The 15,538-nt window shown below is 64.9% G+C and carries 17 protein-coding genes; 5 read left to right on the forward strand and 12 right to left on the reverse strand.

What is annotated here, in order from left to right; genetic code table 11:
* Nucleotides 1-88 precede the first annotated feature (88 nt).
* Nucleotides 89-859, reverse strand: a complete 771-nt coding sequence (locus KNN17_RS13200) for a hypothetical protein (RefSeq protein ID WP_241709493.1) — start codon at nt 857-859, stop codon at nt 89-91.
* Nucleotides 860-918: 59 nt separating this feature from the next.
* Between KNN17_RS13200 and KNN17_RS13205 the strand changes: the two genes are divergently transcribed.
* Both KNN17_RS13205 and KNN17_RS13210 read left to right on the forward strand, forming a co-directional pair.
* Nucleotides 919-1,500 carry a prepilin peptidase gene (locus KNN17_RS13205; protein WP_241709494.1) on the forward strand — a complete coding sequence of 194 codons (582 nt, stop codon included), beginning with the start codon at nt 919-921 and terminating at the stop codon, nt 1,498-1,500.
* Nucleotides 1,501-1,664: 164 nt separating this feature from the next.
* Nucleotides 1,665-2,138 (forward strand): NUDIX hydrolase, encoded by a 474-nt coding sequence (locus tag KNN17_RS13210; protein WP_241709495.1) that lies wholly within the window; start codon nt 1,665-1,667, stop codon nt 2,136-2,138.
* Here KNN17_RS13210 and KNN17_RS13215 read toward each other — a convergent pair.
* The 6 genes from KNN17_RS13215 to KNN17_RS13240 all read right to left on the reverse strand — a co-directional run bounded on the left by KNN17_RS13215 (nt 2,126) and on the right by KNN17_RS13240 (nt 8,214).
* Nucleotides 2,126-2,326 (reverse strand): hypothetical protein, encoded by a 201-nt coding sequence (locus KNN17_RS13215; RefSeq protein ID WP_241709496.1) that lies wholly within the window; start codon nt 2,324-2,326, stop codon nt 2,126-2,128. The two genes, KNN17_RS13210 and KNN17_RS13215, sit on opposite strands and share 13 nt — an antisense overlap.
* Before the next feature lie 487 nt (nt 2,327-2,813).
* Nucleotides 2,814-4,538: an MDR family MFS transporter gene (locus tag KNN17_RS13220; protein ID WP_241709497.1), complete on the reverse strand. Its 1,725-nt coding sequence runs from the start codon at nt 4,536-4,538 to the stop codon at nt 2,814-2,816.
* Nucleotides 4,535-5,203 carry a TetR/AcrR family transcriptional regulator gene (locus KNN17_RS13225; RefSeq protein ID WP_241709498.1) on the reverse strand — a complete coding sequence of 223 codons (669 nt, stop codon included), beginning with the start codon at nt 5,201-5,203 and terminating at the stop codon, nt 4,535-4,537. The genes KNN17_RS13220 and KNN17_RS13225 overlap by 4 nt, the downstream gene beginning before the upstream one ends.
* Before the next feature lie 132 nt (nt 5,204-5,335).
* Nucleotides 5,336-6,772, reverse strand: a complete 1,437-nt coding sequence (locus KNN17_RS13230) for a class II fumarate hydratase (protein ID WP_241709499.1) — start codon at nt 6,770-6,772, stop codon at nt 5,336-5,338.
* A 98-nt stretch (nt 6,773-6,870) separates the two neighbouring features.
* Nucleotides 6,871-7,485 (reverse strand): carbonic anhydrase, encoded by a 615-nt coding sequence (locus KNN17_RS13235; RefSeq protein ID WP_078105935.1) that lies wholly within the window; start codon nt 7,483-7,485, stop codon nt 6,871-6,873.
* 9 nt (nt 7,486-7,494) lie between these two features.
* Nucleotides 7,495-8,214 carry a DUF4245 domain-containing protein gene (locus KNN17_RS13240; protein ID WP_372489677.1) on the reverse strand — a complete coding sequence of 240 codons (720 nt, stop codon included), beginning with the start codon at nt 8,212-8,214 and terminating at the stop codon, nt 7,495-7,497.
* Nucleotides 8,215-8,418: 204 nt separating this feature from the next.
* On the opposite strand from KNN17_RS13240, the gene glpX reads away from it, so the two are divergent.
* On the forward strand, nt 8,419-9,438 hold the full coding sequence (glpX, locus tag KNN17_RS13245; RefSeq protein WP_171983398.1) for a class II fructose-bisphosphatase: 1,020 nt from the start codon (nt 8,419-8,421) through the stop codon (nt 9,436-9,438).
* A gap of 202 nt (nt 9,439-9,640) precedes the next feature.
* Nucleotides 9,641-9,985: a hypothetical protein gene (locus KNN17_RS13250; RefSeq protein WP_241709500.1), complete on the forward strand. Its 345-nt coding sequence runs from the start codon at nt 9,641-9,643 to the stop codon at nt 9,983-9,985.
* A gap of 32 nt (nt 9,986-10,017) precedes the next feature.
* On the opposite strand, the gene KNN17_RS13255 is transcribed toward KNN17_RS13250, so the two are convergent.
* The 4 genes from KNN17_RS13255 to KNN17_RS13270 all read right to left on the reverse strand — a co-directional run bounded on the left by KNN17_RS13255 (nt 10,018) and on the right by KNN17_RS13270 (nt 14,060).
* The gene (locus tag KNN17_RS13255) at nt 10,018-10,953 is read right to left on the reverse strand and encodes a lipid II:glycine glycyltransferase FemX (protein ID WP_241709501.1); all 936 of its coding nucleotides are present in this window, start codon (nt 10,951-10,953) and stop codon (nt 10,018-10,020) included.
* Between the two features lie 2 nt (nt 10,954-10,955).
* The gene (gene manA / locus KNN17_RS13260) at nt 10,956-12,206 is read right to left on the reverse strand and encodes a mannose-6-phosphate isomerase, class I (RefSeq protein WP_241709502.1); all 1,251 of its coding nucleotides are present in this window, start codon (nt 12,204-12,206) and stop codon (nt 10,956-10,958) included.
* Between the two features lie 76 nt (nt 12,207-12,282).
* The gene (purE, locus tag KNN17_RS13265) at nt 12,283-12,876 is read right to left on the reverse strand and encodes a 5-(carboxyamino)imidazole ribonucleotide mutase (protein WP_241709503.1); all 594 of its coding nucleotides are present in this window, start codon (nt 12,874-12,876) and stop codon (nt 12,283-12,285) included.
* A complete protein-coding gene (locus KNN17_RS13270; protein WP_284763997.1) occupies nt 12,873-14,060 on the reverse strand; it encodes a 5-(carboxyamino)imidazole ribonucleotide synthase in 1,188 nt (395 codons plus the stop codon). Before KNN17_RS13270 ends, purE begins: the two co-directional genes overlap by 4 nt.
* A gap of 171 nt (nt 14,061-14,231) precedes the next feature.
* Between KNN17_RS13270 and KNN17_RS13275 the strand changes: the two genes are divergently transcribed.
* On the forward strand, nt 14,232-14,804 hold the full coding sequence (locus tag KNN17_RS13275; RefSeq protein WP_241709504.1) for a GtrA family protein: 573 nt from the start codon (nt 14,232-14,234) through the stop codon (nt 14,802-14,804).
* Here KNN17_RS13275 and KNN17_RS13280 read toward each other — a convergent pair.
* Nucleotides 14,791-15,489 (reverse strand): TIGR03089 family protein, encoded by a 699-nt coding sequence (locus tag KNN17_RS13280; protein WP_241709505.1) that lies wholly within the window; start codon nt 15,487-15,489, stop codon nt 14,791-14,793. The two genes, KNN17_RS13275 and KNN17_RS13280, sit on opposite strands and share 14 nt — an antisense overlap.
* Between the last annotated feature and the right edge of the window lie 49 nt (nt 15,490-15,538).

Raw genomic sequence — 15,538 nt, forward strand, 5'->3', positions numbered from 1 at the left:
GCGGGCGTTCGGCGGGACGGGCGGATATGTGAGCGGGGGTTGGGCGGGAGGGGCGGATATGTGAGCGGGCGTTCCTTGGGGCCGGCGACTACGCGCGGGGGCCGATGTCCCAGCTGATGTGCTTCCGGACGTCGGTGAGGTTCATCGATTCGGCGAGGAACAGATCGTCCAGCATGTATTCGTCCACCCCCAGTATCCGCATCCAGTGCCCGTGGCCGGTGGTGTCGCCGTCGAGCGATTGGCTGGAAACGCACACGCCCGTTCCAGAGTCCACCCGCAAGAGCGTGCGTCCAGGGAAGCAGAGCGGCGTTGCCGCGTCGGACGCCACGTAGCTGTGTCCCGGCGTCGCGATGGTCTCCAAGGCCGGGCGCCCCTCGTGATCCACTTCCCGGATGGGTCCGAACGACACCCGGTTGGACTCGGGAAACTCCATCGGCACCGGCGCATTCCCCGCGAGCTCGACAGGATCGAGTGCTGCCGCGAGCCGACCGTTCCCGAATGACGGTTCACCATACGCAGCCTCGGGGCGCCGGCGGACCAAGCCTGCGGAATCGTAAACGGGGGTCACCAAGTGGGCCGGCAAGAGCCAGGACTTGCGCTTGGAACCAAGATAAAGTCCGTCGCGGGAGTCGTTGATGCCCGTGGTGCTATGCAGCAACGCGCCGTCGACGGTTTCGAGCCGAAGCGCTCCCGGCCGGCGCAGCCAGGCGCGCACCGTGGCTTCCGGGGTGCCTGGCCGGTCGAGGTATTCGAACCTCAGGCTAGTCCATTTCCACGGGGAGGAACGGCAGAGGTTCCGGAAGGTGGAGGACATGTCGGCGTCCTGATTGCCTTGGATTTCTGCACTGTAGCGCCCCATATCCACAGTCTAAGCGTGCGTGACCGGCGCAGCTTTGAGAAAACCGATAGCATCCGAGGGTGATCGGACGACTCGGCGAATTGTGGGGAACCAGTGTCCCGGCCTTCTGGCTCCTGCTGGCAGCATGTGTTTACTTTGCGATCATGGCTGCCCGTCTCACCGTCATCGACGTCCGCCACCACCTCTTGCCCAACCGGATCGTGTTCCCGTCCTATGCGATCGCCGGCGTGTTGCTGCTCGGCGCGGCGATAGCCGTCACCTTGGCTGGGGGAGAGGCGACGGACCTCGCCGGCGGAGCGGCAGGGAAGACGCCCGACGGCGGTGCCTCCTTCCTCGGCGTGCCCGCCTTGGGCATCGTGGCCGGGGGAGCCGTGCTGTGGGTTTTCTACTTCATCCTGCGTTTGGCGTATCCGCCCGGGATGGGCTTCGGCGACGTCAAATTGGCCGGTGTCCTCGGCCTATACCTTGGCTACCTGGGTTGGGCGCATGTTTTCGCCGGAACGTTTGCGGCGTTCCTCTTCGGCGGGTTGTGGAGCCTGGGAGTCCTGGCGGCCCGGAGGGGAACCTTGAAATCGGCAATTCCATTCGGGCCATTCATGCTTGCCGGTGCGGCAGCGGCGATGTTTGCACTGCCCGCGTGAGGAGAGCCGTGGGCCACGGCGGCGGGAAACGACAGGGTGAGCAGCCTGGCCCGCTGTCATTCGGGCATCGCCGGTGGGATACTCGCCCTACTGGAGGATCCGACCCGGAAACGGAGGCAGATTTCGTGTTGGTGATGACTGTTTCAGCGAAAGCGGGCTAGGCCGTGCCGGTCCCGGAATTCATCCGTGAAATCCGCGAGAAAATCGGCAACGATCCGTTGTGGCTGCCCGGAGTGCGGGGCGTGGTCCTGGACGAGGAGAACCGGGTCCTGCTGTGCCAACGGGCCGACAACGGCCGGTGGACCTTGATCACCGGAATGCTCGAACCGGGTGAGCATCCAGCCCCTGGTTTGATCCGCGAGATCTTCGAGGAGACTGCCGTAGTCGCCGAAACCGAGCGCATCCTGGCAGTGGGCGTGATCGGCCCGGTCACGTATCCCAACGGAGACGTCTGCGACTTCCTGGATATTGCTTTCAAATGCCGCTATCTCTCGGGGGAGGCCCGCGTCAACGACGACGAGTCAATCGCCGTCGGCTGGTTTGCCCTCGACGAGTTGCCTGAGATCAGCACCGGCCACCGCGAAACCATCCGGCTTGCGCTGGAGCCGGGCACCGCCGTCGCGTATCAGCGCGATTGACGGGCCGCAAGGATCGCGCGGGCAGCGAAGACGAAAGCGGTTGCACCGCAGACAATAGCGCCGGCGATGGTCCACCATTCGCCCTTGGCGGCGGCAATGGAGACAGCCAGAAGCCCGAAAAGGACTGCCCCTAATCCCCATCGAACGGCGGGACTGATGGTTGCGGATTCTTCGGGCTCTGGACTCATGGGTTCCAGCCTAGGCCAGACTCCGCAAGTCCACTCGATCATGGAGTCCCACGTTCGCCCCAGTGGACATGCCCTGTTTTACATTTGGGCAGTGGACATATTCCTCATATGTCCACTCGTCCGAGCCTGCGGCGGGCATGTCCCGGGCTCAGCGCCGAGCATGTCCACTCGTCCGAGCCAAGGCCGGACAACACAGGGGCGCCGCAAACCCCCCCCGTAAGATTGCGGCGCCCCTGTTGGCCCGGCCAGCTACCCCGCGAGTCCGGCGTATGTCCCGCGAGCCCTACTTTCGGCCCAGTGGACATGCCCGGCTTTGCATTCGGGCAGTGGACATATTCCTCATATGTCCACTCGTCCGAGCCTGCGGCGGGCATGTCCCGGGCTCAGCGCCGAGCATGTCCACTCGTCCGAGGCAACGCTGGGCATGTCCCGGGCTCAGCGCCGAGCATGTCCACTCGTCCGAGGCAACGCTGGACATGTCCCGGGCTCAGCGCCGGGCGAGCTCGCCGTCATTATCCTCCACCGGCTCCTCCTGCTCCACCAGCCCCACTGGCCCCACCGGGTCGGACTCAGGCTTGGCGACCGCGTCAACGGTCGAGTCGGAGGAAACTCCGAGGCGTTCGGCTTCAAGTCGTTCCGCCTCCTCACCTCCGACAGCCTCGCCCCGGGCCACCATTCCCGCGGTGTCGGAGAGCGGGATCTGCTTGAGGGTGACGGCGAGCAGGAGGGCGGCCGCGATGAACGGGATCAGGTACCAGAACACCGGTGCCAGCGAGTCGGCGTAGGCATTGACGATGGCGTCCTTGACCTGGACCGGCAGCTGGGCCAAGGTCTGCGGATCAAGCTTGCTGGTTGACTGTGCAGCCTGCGCGGCGGAAGCCCCGGCGCCTGTGAATGCCTTGGTGAGGGACTCGGCCAGCCGCGTCGTGAAGATAGAGCCGAAGACGGCGACGCCCAACGAAGCACCGACCTCGCGGAAGTAGTTGTTCGTGCTCGTTGCCGTGCCGATTTGCCCGGCCGGAACCGCATTCTGGACCACCAGGACGATGACCTGCATGATCAAGCCCAGGCCCGCGCCGAAGATGAACAGCTGGATGCAGATGACCCAGATCGGAGTTGCCGCGGTGAGCGTGGTGAGCCACAACATGGCAACGATCGTGAGGCTGGCTCCGACGATAGGGAACATCTTGTACTTGCCGGTCTTGGAGATGCGGATACCCGAATAGATGGACGTCCCCATGAGTCCGACCATCATCGGCAGCATGAGCAGGCCGGAAACCGCGGCTGAAGTACCGGAGGACATCTGCAGGAACGTCGGCACGAAGGCGATCGCGGCGAACATGCCCAGCCCCAGGGTAAAGCCGATGGCGGTTGCGTTGATGAAGATCCGGTTCTTGAACAGGCTCAGCGGAATGATGGGGTCTTCCGCCTTGCGCTCCACGAGGACGAAGAGGAAGGCGGCAAGCACCATGCCGGCGCCGAAGGCCCACGTAAGGGGGGAGTCCCAGCCTTGGTCCTTCTTGCCGCCGAAATCGGTGAAGAAGATCAAGCATGCCGTGGCAGCGGACAGCAGCAGGACCCCAAGGATGTCGATGCGCTTTTCGGCCTTCTTGTTTGGCAGGGTGAGCGTGAACCAGGCGATGGTGAAGGCTGCAATGCCGATGGGGATGTTGATGTAGAAGGCCCATTCCCAGGTCAGGTGATCGACGAAGAAGCCGCCCAGGAGCGGACCGGCCACGGCGGAAAGCCCGAAGATGGCACCGAGCGGGCCCATGTACTTGCCGCGTTCCTTGGCGGGCACGATGTCCGCGATGATGGCCTGCGAGAGGATCATCAGTCCGCCGCCGCCCAGGCCCTGGATGGCGCGGAAGATCACGAAGCCCCAGAAATCGGTGGCGAAGGCACAACCGATGGAAGCTGCCGTGAACAAGCCGATGGCAATCAGGAAGAGGTTCCGACGGCCCAGGATGTCACCGAACTTGCCGTAGATCGGCATGACGATGGTGGTGGCGAGCAGGTAGGCCGTGGTGATCCAGGCCTGGTTCTCCACGCCGCCGAGCTTGCCGACGATCGTGGGCATGGCCGTGGACACGATGGTCTGGTCCAGGCTCGAGAGCAGCATGCCGGCGATCAACGCCGAGAAAATGATCCAGATCCTTCTCTGGGTCAAAAGCAGCGGTGCGGCCGCTTTGGTCTTGAGAGTGGTACTCACGGTTGATCCTTCTGGGGTTCGACGGGGTTGATGTCCAGCGGTTGGGCGAAGAGCGTGCGGGCTGCGTTGAGGTTCCGGTCCAGCAGTTCCCGGTATGGCTGCGTGTTCTCCTCGGAAAAGAACTGCTTGCTCGTCTTCTTGGTGACCGCACCGAAGGCTGCGGCGGCCATGACGACCTCCGTGTGATCCGCCGGGAGGCCTTCACGGGCGGCGATGAGTTCGGCGAACTGGCGCTCTCGGACTTCGCCTTCGCGGGTCAAACGGCCCAGGAGCTGGGGCTCGGCCGTGACTGCCGCGATGAGCTGACGGATCTCCGACGGACTCACGGTGGACCGCTCGAGGACCGCCAGGGTGAATTGGCGCAGCGCGGACAGCAACGAGTCCGAGATGGTGCCGGCGGCACGGGCGGGGTTGCGGTTGAAGGCCTCCAGGGCCTCTTCGGGAAGCTCGTCGGAGAACGAGCCGATCACCGCGTCTTCCTTGGTATGGAAATAGTTGAAGAAGGTCCGCCGCGAAATCCCGGCCTGTTCGCAGGCTTCCTCGACCGTGAAGCCGTTGAGTCCGCGCTGGGCCGTCAGGGAGCGGGCGATGGCTGAGATCGCCGCGCGGGTCTGAGCGCGCTTGCGCTCCCGAAGTCCGCCGTCATTGGTTGCACTATTTTCCACAAAGTAAAGTTTTGCACCTTTAGTTAAATAGTGCAAGAAGAGTTCTGCGGGAGGAAACGACGACGGCGGCCGGCACCTTCCGAGGGGAAGGCGCCGGCCGCCGTCGGGCAGACCAGTCGGACTGGTGGGAGGCTAGGCCTTGTGGGCCGGGCGGGTCATGGTGGTGACGTCGAGGGCCTTGTCGAGCTGCTCTTCGGTCAGCTCGCCACGCTCAAGGTAGCCAAGGGAGATCACGGCTTCGCGGATGGTCAAACCCTCGGCAACGGCCTTCTTGGCGATCTTTGCGGCTGCTTCGTAACCGATGAACTTGTTCAACGGGGTCACGATGGACGGGGAAGCCTCGGCCAGGAAGCGGGCGCGCTCCACGTTGGCCGTGATGCCGTCGATCATCTTGTCGGCCATGACGCGGCTGGTGTTGGCCAGGAGCCGGATGGATTCGAGCAGGTTGGCGGCCATCACGGGGATGCCGACATTGAGCTCGAAGGCGCCGTTGGTACCCGACCAGGCGATGGCGGTGTCGTTGCCGATGACCTGGGCGCAGACCATGATCGAGGCTTCGCAGATGACCGGGTTGACCTTGCCCGGCATGATCGACGAGCCCGGCTGGAGGTCCGGAATGGAGATCTCGCCGAGTCCCGTGTTGGGGCCGGACCCCATCCAGCGGAGGTCGTTGTTGATCTTCATGAAGGAGATGGCGATGTTGCGCAGCTGGCTGGAGCCTTCGATGAGGCCGTCGCGGTTGGCCTGCGCTTCGAAGTGGTCGCGCGCCTCGGTCAGCGGCAGGCCGGTGTCGGCCGCGAGGAGCTCGATGACGCGCTCCGGGAAGCCTTCCGGGGTGTTGATGCCGGTGCCCACCGCGGTGCCGCCCAGGGGGACCTCGGCGACGCGGGGGAGCGCAGCGTTGATGCGCTCGATGCCGTAACGGACCTGCGCGGCGTAGCCGCCGAACTCCTGGCCCAAGGTCACGGGCGTGGCGTCCATGAGGTGGGTGCGGCCGGACTTGACGACATCCTTGAACTCCACTGCCTTGCGGTCCAGGGAAGCAGCCAGGTACTCGAGGGCCGGGATCAGGTCGTTGATCAGGGCCGACGTCGCGGCGACGTGGACCGACGTCGGGAAGACATCGTTGGAGGACTGGGAAGCGTTGACGTGGTCGTTCGGGTGGACAACTTTGTCGCTCCCGGTGGCCGCGAGGGCACGCGTCGCCAGCTCGGCGATGACCTCGTTCGTGTTCATGTTGGACGACGTGCCCGAACCGGTCTGGAAGACATCGATGGGGAAATCGCCGTCGTACTTTCCGGCGGCAACCTCATCGGCTGCGTTGGCAATCGCCTCGGCGAGCTCGCCGTCGAGCACCCCAAGTTCGGCGTTCGCGAGGGCCGCGGCCTTCTTGACCCGCGCCAGGGCCTCGATGTGCGCGCGCTCAAGCGTCTTGCCGGAGATCGGGAAATTCTCCACGGCGCGCTGCGTCTGGGCGCGGTACAGGGCGTTCACGGGAACGCGAACTTCGCCCATCGTGTCATGTTCAATACGGAACTCGGCCGCGTTGGATTCTTGAGTGGAAGTCATGGGGCTAGCTTATGGCGAGCAGCCGCTTGACCGAAAACCGGAGGAGCAAAGCTACGGCCGCTTGGTGCCGCCCCTCCGGGGGCGGCCCGGCATCCGGCTTAGAGCTTGCCGATCCCGGAAACAAGCGCCGCGCGGCCTTCGTCCAGTTTGTAGGAAAGCCCGACGACGGCGGCCCGGCCGTCGTCGATCGCGTCGGAAATCACACGGGAACTGTCGGCCAATCGGCGGGCTGTCTGCTTGACGTGCTCCACCACCATCTCGTTGACGTCCGTTTGCTCGTTGCGCATTGCCGTGAGGACGGAGGGGGTGATGCGTTCCACGAGGGAACGGATGAAACCTGCCGGCATTTCACCTGTCTCCACGGCACTCTTCGTCGCAGTCACCGCGCCGCAACTGTCGTGGCCAAGTATCACGATGAGCGGAACATGAAGTTGGGAGATGCTGTATTCCAGCGAACCGAGGACGGCGTCGTCGATCACTTGCCCGGCCGTGCGGACCACGAAGGCATCTCCCAGGCCGAGGTCGAAGATGATCTCCGCGGCCAGGCGGGAATCCGAGCAGCCGAAGATCACGGCAAATGGATGCTGGTCCTCGACGAGGGAGTGCCGGCGCGAAGCGTCCTGGTTGGGGTGCAGGGACTCGCCGGCGACGAAGCGTTCGTTTCCTTCGCGCAAACGGCGCCAGGCAAGTGCGGGAGTCAGATAGGTAGCCACGGCGCTACTTTACGGCTTTGGGGTGGCAGGCTGCGAAACTGTGTCGCCGGGCTTCGTGCCCGCGTCCGCGGAGGCGACAGGAGCTGCGTCCATCGCCTTGACCACGGCGGCGGCCAACGTGGAGAACTCGTCCAGTCCTGCGCTCCCGCTCAGGATGATCGTGGTGCCGCGGTAGTTCAGCACCATGCTGCGGTTGCCCTTGGCCGTGTCATGGAGCTCCCAGTCATGGCCGCCGGCGCTCCGCGTGCCGGTGATCGGAGCGCTGCCGGTCTGCTGGAAAATCCAGGTTGGATTGGCCTTGCGGGTCTGGACAAGCCCGATGAACATCTGCTGGGGAGTCACGTAGCCGACCTCCCACGTGGGTACGCCGTCGCCGGTCCCGGATGACCAGCGAGCGTAGTTCGGACTAAATGTGTCGCCCGTATTCGGCGCCACAGGTGTGAAACCCGCCACATCTTTCGCATTGGCGGCCGTTGCGGCCACATCGACGTCGGGCTTGTAACCGCTGCTCTTTGGCGCCGGATTCATGAGCACGATCGGAAGGAACGCCAGCACGCACAGGAGCAACGCAATGAGCATGCCGATGACGGAAGCATTGGCCCGTTTGGCGGCTTTTGCCGCGATTACAGGCTTGACGGCCGGCCGGCCGGCGTCATTGCTGCCAGCTGCCTCGGTGCCTCCGTTGCTTGGCGGGACAGCGGCAATTGCTTTGTCTTGCGTTTCACTCACGCTTCAATAGTCTCCTATCCAAGCGGCTAATACACATCGGCCGGTCCGCGCAAGGGGCGTTCCGGGAGTTGGTCATCCCATGACCGTGCCGCTCCGCCGCGACTATGATCTCTTGTAGAGGAATCATTCAGGCCGCCAAGCCCAGCCATTCCTGGTCCCACGAATCGCGTCATCGAAGAAGAGGTTCACGTGTCTCCAGCGCCAATGTCCCAGAAGTATTCCACTATTTCGCCGGCGCTCGCCGTCGGGACCGATGAGCCGGACCGCAACCTGGCCCTCGAACTTGTCCGGGTCACCGAAGCTGCGGCCATCGCCGGCGGCCACTGGGTTGGTTTCGGCGACAAGAACAAGGCGGACGGCGCGGCCGTTGACGCCATGCGCTCCTTCCTCCACACGGTCCATTTCAACGGCGTCGTTGTCATTGGCGAGGGTGAAAAGGACGAAGCCCCGATGCTCTTCAATGGCGAGCATGTCGGTGACGGCACCGGACCCGAGTGCGACGTCGCCGTCGATCCCATCGACGGAACCCGGCTGACTGCCCTGGGCATCAACAACGCCCTCGCCGTGCTTGCAGTGGCCGAACGCGGCACCATGTTCGATCCCTCCGCCGTGTTCTACATGGAGAAGCTCGTCACGGGTCCTGAAGCCGCCGACATGGTGGACCTCCGCCTGCCGGTGAAGCAGAACCTGCACCTGATCGCCAAGGCCAAGGGCGTCAAGGTCAACCAGCTCAACGTCATGATCCTTGACCGCGACCGCCACCGCCCGCTGGTGGAGGAAATCCGCGAAGCCGGTGCGCGCACCAAGTTCATCATGGATGGCGACGTTGCCGGCGCCATCGCCGCCGCACGTTCCGGCACCGGCGTCGACGCCCTGATGGGCATCGGCGGCACGCCGGAAGGCATCGTTGCCGCATGTGCCATCAAGTCCCTCGGCGGTGTTATCCAGGGCCGCCTGTGGCCCACCAGCGACGACGAGAAGCAGAAGGCCATCGACGCCGGACACGACCTCGAGCGCGTCCTCTCCACGAACGACCTCGTGACGAGCGACAACTGCTACTTCGCAGCTACCGGCATCACCGACGGCGACCTGCTCAAGGGCGTGCGCTACTCCAAGGACAAGGTCCTGACCCAGTCCATCGTCATGCGCTCCAAGTCCGGCACGATCCGCTTCGTCGACGGCGAGCACCAGGCCAGCAAGTGGGAAGGTTACGCCCGCAAGTAACTCCTGGCTTAGTCCAAAAGGGCGGCACGATCGCTCGGCGGCTATCTCTGGCTTTGTCCTCACGGACCTTGTCGATTCTGACGCCGCTGTCACGATCCCACCGCCCTTTTGCGTGTCCGCAGACTTCCGTCGGGCTAACTGGGAGAAAGGTCCGGGCCGGAACGTTGTAGGGCACCAACTTACGTTCAAACCGGGTGAAGTGATGGTGCTCGACGGCGTCCGGCTCACCTCGCCTGCCCGGACGTGGCTGGACCTGGCCCAATTGATGAGTATCGACGACACTGTCGCGGCGGGCGACTCGATCGTCGTCGAGCACGGCGACAACCATCCCAGGCCCCGCGAGCCCTTGGCGACCATTGACGACTTGAAGGCGATGGTGTCAGCCCGTCCCGGCATGCGTGGCGTACGCAAGGCCCGGCTGGCCCTTCACCTGGTCCCGGGCCGGCGCCCGATGCCGCTTACGTCAAAGAGCGGGTCGCCCTCCAATACGACGGGCGGCACCATGGGGAAGCTGAGCAGTACCAGAGGGACATCAATCGGATTTTGAGGTCATCTGCTGCCAGTTCGCGCGGAGGAATCCTAGCGGAGCTTGTCGCGGAGTTTCCGGGCTACTTGGTAGGCCCCGTAGCGGAGCTTGTTGACCGGAAGGTCCCATGTGCCCGGGTAGGCGATTTCGCGGCCGCCGAAGGACTTCTTGAAGGCTGTGAATCCGGCCCACTTGTGGTCAGGTTGGTCTTCCGGGGTCACGCCCCACAAATCGACGTGCTTGAGTCCCTTGTCCTTGGCGTCCGCCATGAGCGTCACAAGCAACGGAATGCCGGCGCTGAGCTTGCGATGCGTATCATCGAGCGCCGCGTGGGCGTAGGTTCGCGTGTCGGCAGAGTCGTACGCCAGGGCCGCCGCGATGGGCTCGCCGTCGAGTTCCGCGATGAACAGGGTGCCGGCACCGGCCGGCATGAGGGATTGGGCCACGGCGCTGAGGTAGTCGTCGCTCTGGGGCTTGAAGCCGTTGCGTGCGGCGGTCATGTGCAGGAAGTCCAGGAGCACCGAGATCTCTTCGGGATCCTGCGAGGACCGGAAGGTGACACCCTTCTTGTGGATGTTGCGGTACAGGTTCCGGTTGGTGGGTTTCATGCCCGCAAGGACGTCCTTGAAGTCGCCCTCCAGATCCACGATCCAGCTCAATTCCGGTTGCTGGTTGGACGGCGCCGGCTGCAGGCCGCGTTCCCGCAGGACCGCACCGGCGTCGGCGGCTTCGAACCCGGCGGTGACTGGTTCCATCCGGACAAACACAGCGCGGCTGCGGCGCGCGATCGCCACGAGGGCGGCTACGGCTTCGTCGAAGGCCTCCAGCGAATCGGCGACGGGTCCGTAGGGCGTGTAGATCACCTTGCCGGCGGGGTTCGTTTCCTCCACTGCGAGGAAACGCCACCCCCGCCCGGATTCCTCGTGCACGGTACGTCCGAGGGATCGCTGGAAGGACGCCCATGCGGGCGTCTGCAGGAAGTACTCCACCGTTAATTCCCCAAGCCTGTTGTCACGGCAAAGGCGACGCTGGTTCCCGTGGCACCGGCAACCGGGTGCACCATGACGGGCTCTTCCGACGCCGGGATGAACGCACTCCCCCCACGCTCGACGGCGAGCTCGCTCTTGGGGGAGTCGAGCACCACGGAACCCGAAACCACGACGACGACGGCGGGACCCGCCTGGGCCATCGGCACCGGTTCCGCTCCGGGTCCCAGCTCGATGCGCTGGAGCTGGAATTCCTTGAAGGGCGGCACATAGAGATCCTGGCCGAAGCCGGAGATCCGGGGCTCGATGCGCGGCACGCCGAGGGAAGCGAATTCGATGGTCTTCAGGAGTTCCGGAACATCCACGTGCTTGGGGGTGAGGCCGCCACGGAGCACGTTGTCCGACGCCGCCATCACCTCCACGCCGAGGCCTTTCAGGTAGGCGTGGACGTTTCCGCCCGGCAAGTACACCGATTCGCCCGGGGACAGGAACACAAGGTTCAGGAGCAGGGAAATCAGGACACCGGGATCGCCCGGGAACTCGCTGTTGATGTCCATCAACGTCGAGAGTTCCGCGGCGTGCTGCCCCATCGGCGCGCCCGATTTCAGGATGGAAACCACCTGATCGGTGGCCGCGGAGACGGCCTCCCCGCCGGTAATCAGCCGGGTGAACGCAGCTTTGAGCGCCGAGGGCTCATCGGAGCCGGAAAGGTCCGAGATGACTCCGGCGATGACGTCCGGAACGTCGACGGCGGCAAGGTCCAGGAGGGTCGCGAGGTGCTCGAAGACACGCTGCGAATCGGCGGCCGGGCGGAAACCGCAAAGGGCGTGAAACGGCGTCAGCGCGAAGATCATCTCCGGCTTGTGGTTGTCATCGCGGTAGTTGCGCTCCGGTGAGTCCGCTTCCATGCCCGCGGCATTTTCCTTCGCGAAGCCGTCCCTGGCCTGCTGCAGGCGAGGGTGGACCTGCAAGGACAGGGGCTTGTCGGCTGCAAGGAGCTTGGTGAGGAACGGCAAGCGGGGACCGAATTCGGCCACGCTCGTTTCACCAAGGAAATGCACGGGATCCACGCTGATCAAGGCGTCCAAGGCGACGGAAGAGCCATCCGGACGGGTGGCCACGGACGGCGAGTCCGGGTGCGCTCCGATCCACAACTCCGCTTCCGGACCACCCGAGGCGGGCCTTCCCAGCAGGGCGGCGATCGCCGTCGTCGATCCCCATGCGTAGGGGCGGAGAACATTCTCAAGCTGGTACACGGCGGGGGATCCTTGTCATTGCGGGACGGTTCATTCGGGATTGCCGGGGATGACCTCTGTGCGGCTGCCCGGGCTCTTAACGAGTGCTCCGGGCGGAGACGTTCGCCGTCGAGAAGACTTCGGCAACCTTGTCGCGGAGCCTGGCACCCTTCTCCGTGGCGGTGTTGTTGAGCTCCTGCGCGAATTCGAGCAGTTCGCCACGAAGGCGCACGGCAAGGTCATCGGTTCCGGACGCCAGCATGCGTACAGCCAGGAGGCCGGCGTTGCGGGCGCCGCCGATGGAAACAGTGGCCACGGGAACGCCGGCGGGCATCTGCACGATGGACAGCAAGGAGTCCATGCCGTCCAAGGTCTTCAGCGGGACCGGGACGCCGATGACGGGCAGCGGGGTAACGGAGGCGAGCATGCCCGGCAAGTGGGCTGCGCCGCCTGCTCCGGCGATGATGACCCGGATACCGCGCTCATGGGCGGTCTGGCCGTAGCGGATCATCTCCGTGGGCATGCGGTGCGCGGAGACGACGTCGGCTTCGAAGGGGATGCCGAATTCCGCCAGGGCGTCGGCTGCGGCTTCCATGACGGGCCAGTCCGAGTCGGAGCCCATGACAAGCCCCACGATCGGGGAGGCGTTCGCTGCCCCCGCGTTTTCGGGATCCATTGTTTCTGCGCTCATGCGGTCTCCTCGGAGGTGGTCTCGGCCGGCATGCGGCCGTCACGGATGATGTCGGCCACTATGGTGGCGCGGTGTCGGATGGAGTCGACGTCCGCCGTCGAGTTGCCGACGAGGTTCACGTGTCCGATCTTGCGGCCGGCCCGCACGGACTTGCCGTAGCAATGGACTTTTGCGGCCGGCTCGTAGGCGAGGGCCTTCGGGTACGCGCTGTAGAGATCCTGGTTGTCGCCGCCGAGGAAGTTCTTCATGACGACCACCGCGCCCAGGGCGTCGGTAGCACCGAGCGGGAGGTTGAGGACTGCGCGCAAGTGCTGCTCGAACTGGCTGGTGACGGAGCCGTCCTGCGTCCAGTGGCCGGTGTTGTGCGGCCGCATGGCGAGCTCGTTGACCAGGAACCCGACTCCGACGCCGGGCGTTTCGAAGAGTTCCGCAGCCATCACTCCCGTGACTCCGAGTTCATTGGCAATCCGCAGCGCGGCCTCTTCGGCTGCCGCAGCGACCTCCACGGGAATGTCCTGGGCCGGCGCAATCACTTCGTCGCAGACGCCATCCACCTGGACAGTGTGGACAACCGGCCATGCGCGGGATTCGCCGTCGGGCGTCCTCGCAACGAGCGCGGAAAGCTCGCGGCTGAAGTCGACCTTCTCTTCGGCCAGGAGCGGGCTCATGGCGTCGAACCAGTCCGTGGTGCTCCGGGCGTCGTCGGCGGAATGGATGATGCGCACGCCCTTGCCGTCATAGCCTCCCCGGGGGGTTTTCAAGACGATCGGCCAGCCGGTCTGCTCGCCGAAAGCCACCAGGTCTTCGACGCCGGTGACGGCAGCCCACGCCGGGTTGGGGAGCCCCAGGCGGTCGATCGCGGCGCGCATCACCAGTTTGTCCTGGGCGTGCACCAAGGCATCGGGGCCGGGCTGGACGTTGACTCCGGCCTCGATCAGCGCCCTCAGGTGCTCGGTGGGGACGTGCTCGTGGTCGAACGTCATGACGTCCAGGCCCTCCGAGAACTCAAGGAGTGCCGCGAGGTCCTTGTAGTCGCCAATGGGAGCCGTTGCCACGGCCCGGACCGCGGAAACGTCCTCGCCTTCGGCAAGGACCCGGAGTTCAAAGCCAAGAGCGGTTGCCGCCGGGGCCATCATTCGTGCGAGCTGGCCGCCGCCAACCACGCCAATTACAGGAAAAGTCACAAGGTTCAGCCTACCGAACCAGCGGCCGGTTCCTTGATTTTGTCCGTCGCCGGCCCCATGCAGCGTTGGCCCGTGGCTCTTGGGGCCGAATAATTCGGCAAGCTCCAAGGAATCGGAGCTAAAATAGAGCCTCGGCCCATCGGCCCCCTAGAACAACGGCCATGGAGGGTCATGATCAACACACTTGCAGATCGCATGCGCGGGCTCGCCTCGCTCTTTTGGCGCGAAGTAGCGAAGTTCGGCGCTGTCGGCGGTGTTGCGTTCGTCATAGATAACGGCTTGACCTACTATCTCATGCACGGCCCGATGTCCGACAGTGAGGCCAAAGCCCGTTTCGTCGGCGCCACCGTGGCCACCGTGTTCTCCTGGGTCGCCAACCGTTTCTGGACCTTCCGCCACCGCCGCCAGGCGAACGTGGTGCGCGAGTTCGTGATGTTCATCGTCATCAACGGCATTGGGATCGGTATCTCCACCGGCCTGACCGCCATCGCGAAATACGGCATGAACATCCAGGACAAGAACGTCCTTTTCGCAGCCGGGGTTGTCGGCATCCTCGTGGCCACCGTGGTGCGCTTCTTCGCCTACCGCTTCCTGGTGTTCAACAAGGAGCTCGACGAAGAAGAGGCCTTCTCGCATGACCACGAGATCATCGAGGCCCACCACAGGGCCAAGGCCAAGGCCATGCATGCCGCCGGCTCCGAGGCTGGCTCCGACGAAGGCGAAGACGCGGTCAAGCGCCGCTGACGCGCTCGTTCTCCAGCAGGTGCCGGGTGACATCAACGTCCGGGTGCACCAGGACCACTGAACCGTCCTTGTTCCATGCGCCGAGGGCGTCCGCGAGGGCCGACTCCAAGCCGTCGGCCGCGCGGACCAGCAGCCGTACGCCGGAGTCATGGTCCTTGGCGAAGCCGTCCAGCAATTCGCCGTGCGAGTGCCCGGTTTCAGGGCGGCGCAGGGCCGGCAGTGCCGCGTCGGGTTCGGCGTGCGCCATGAATACGTCTCCGTGGGAGCGGACTTCGGCCGCGTAGTCCACGACGCCGGCCGGCAGTTCTCCCGGCCAGCGCATCGCGAGTGCCGCGAGCGGCACGGCGACCACGGCGTCGAAGCCGGCTCCCGCGCCGGCGTCGGGGGTGTCCGTGACAAGCAGGTCCGCGCTGCCGCCGTCGAGCACGAGTTCCATGCCCAGCTGCCATCCGGCCAGCGCCCACACGAGGGACTTCCAATGGGCGGGCAAGTCCAGGCGAAGGCTCATGCCCGGTTCGGCGTCGAACTCGTCCTGGAGCAGGTTGCTGGTCTTGGCCACCCAATTGTCCAGGACCCGCCCAGAGAGCTCCACCCGTTCGGCGTCCGGTCCGTACCAGGTCAGGCGGGGGGATGTGGCGTGTCCGGAACGCAGGGCTGCCATCAAGTTCATCGCGGGGGTGCTCATGGCTACATCTTGCCACGGGGCGTCAGATCAGGTCCCGGGGCGTGTGAAT

The organism is Arthrobacter bambusae (assembly GCF_022606295.1).
Taxonomy (GTDB): domain Bacteria; phylum Actinomycetota; class Actinomycetes; order Actinomycetales; family Micrococcaceae; genus Arthrobacter; species Arthrobacter bambusae_A.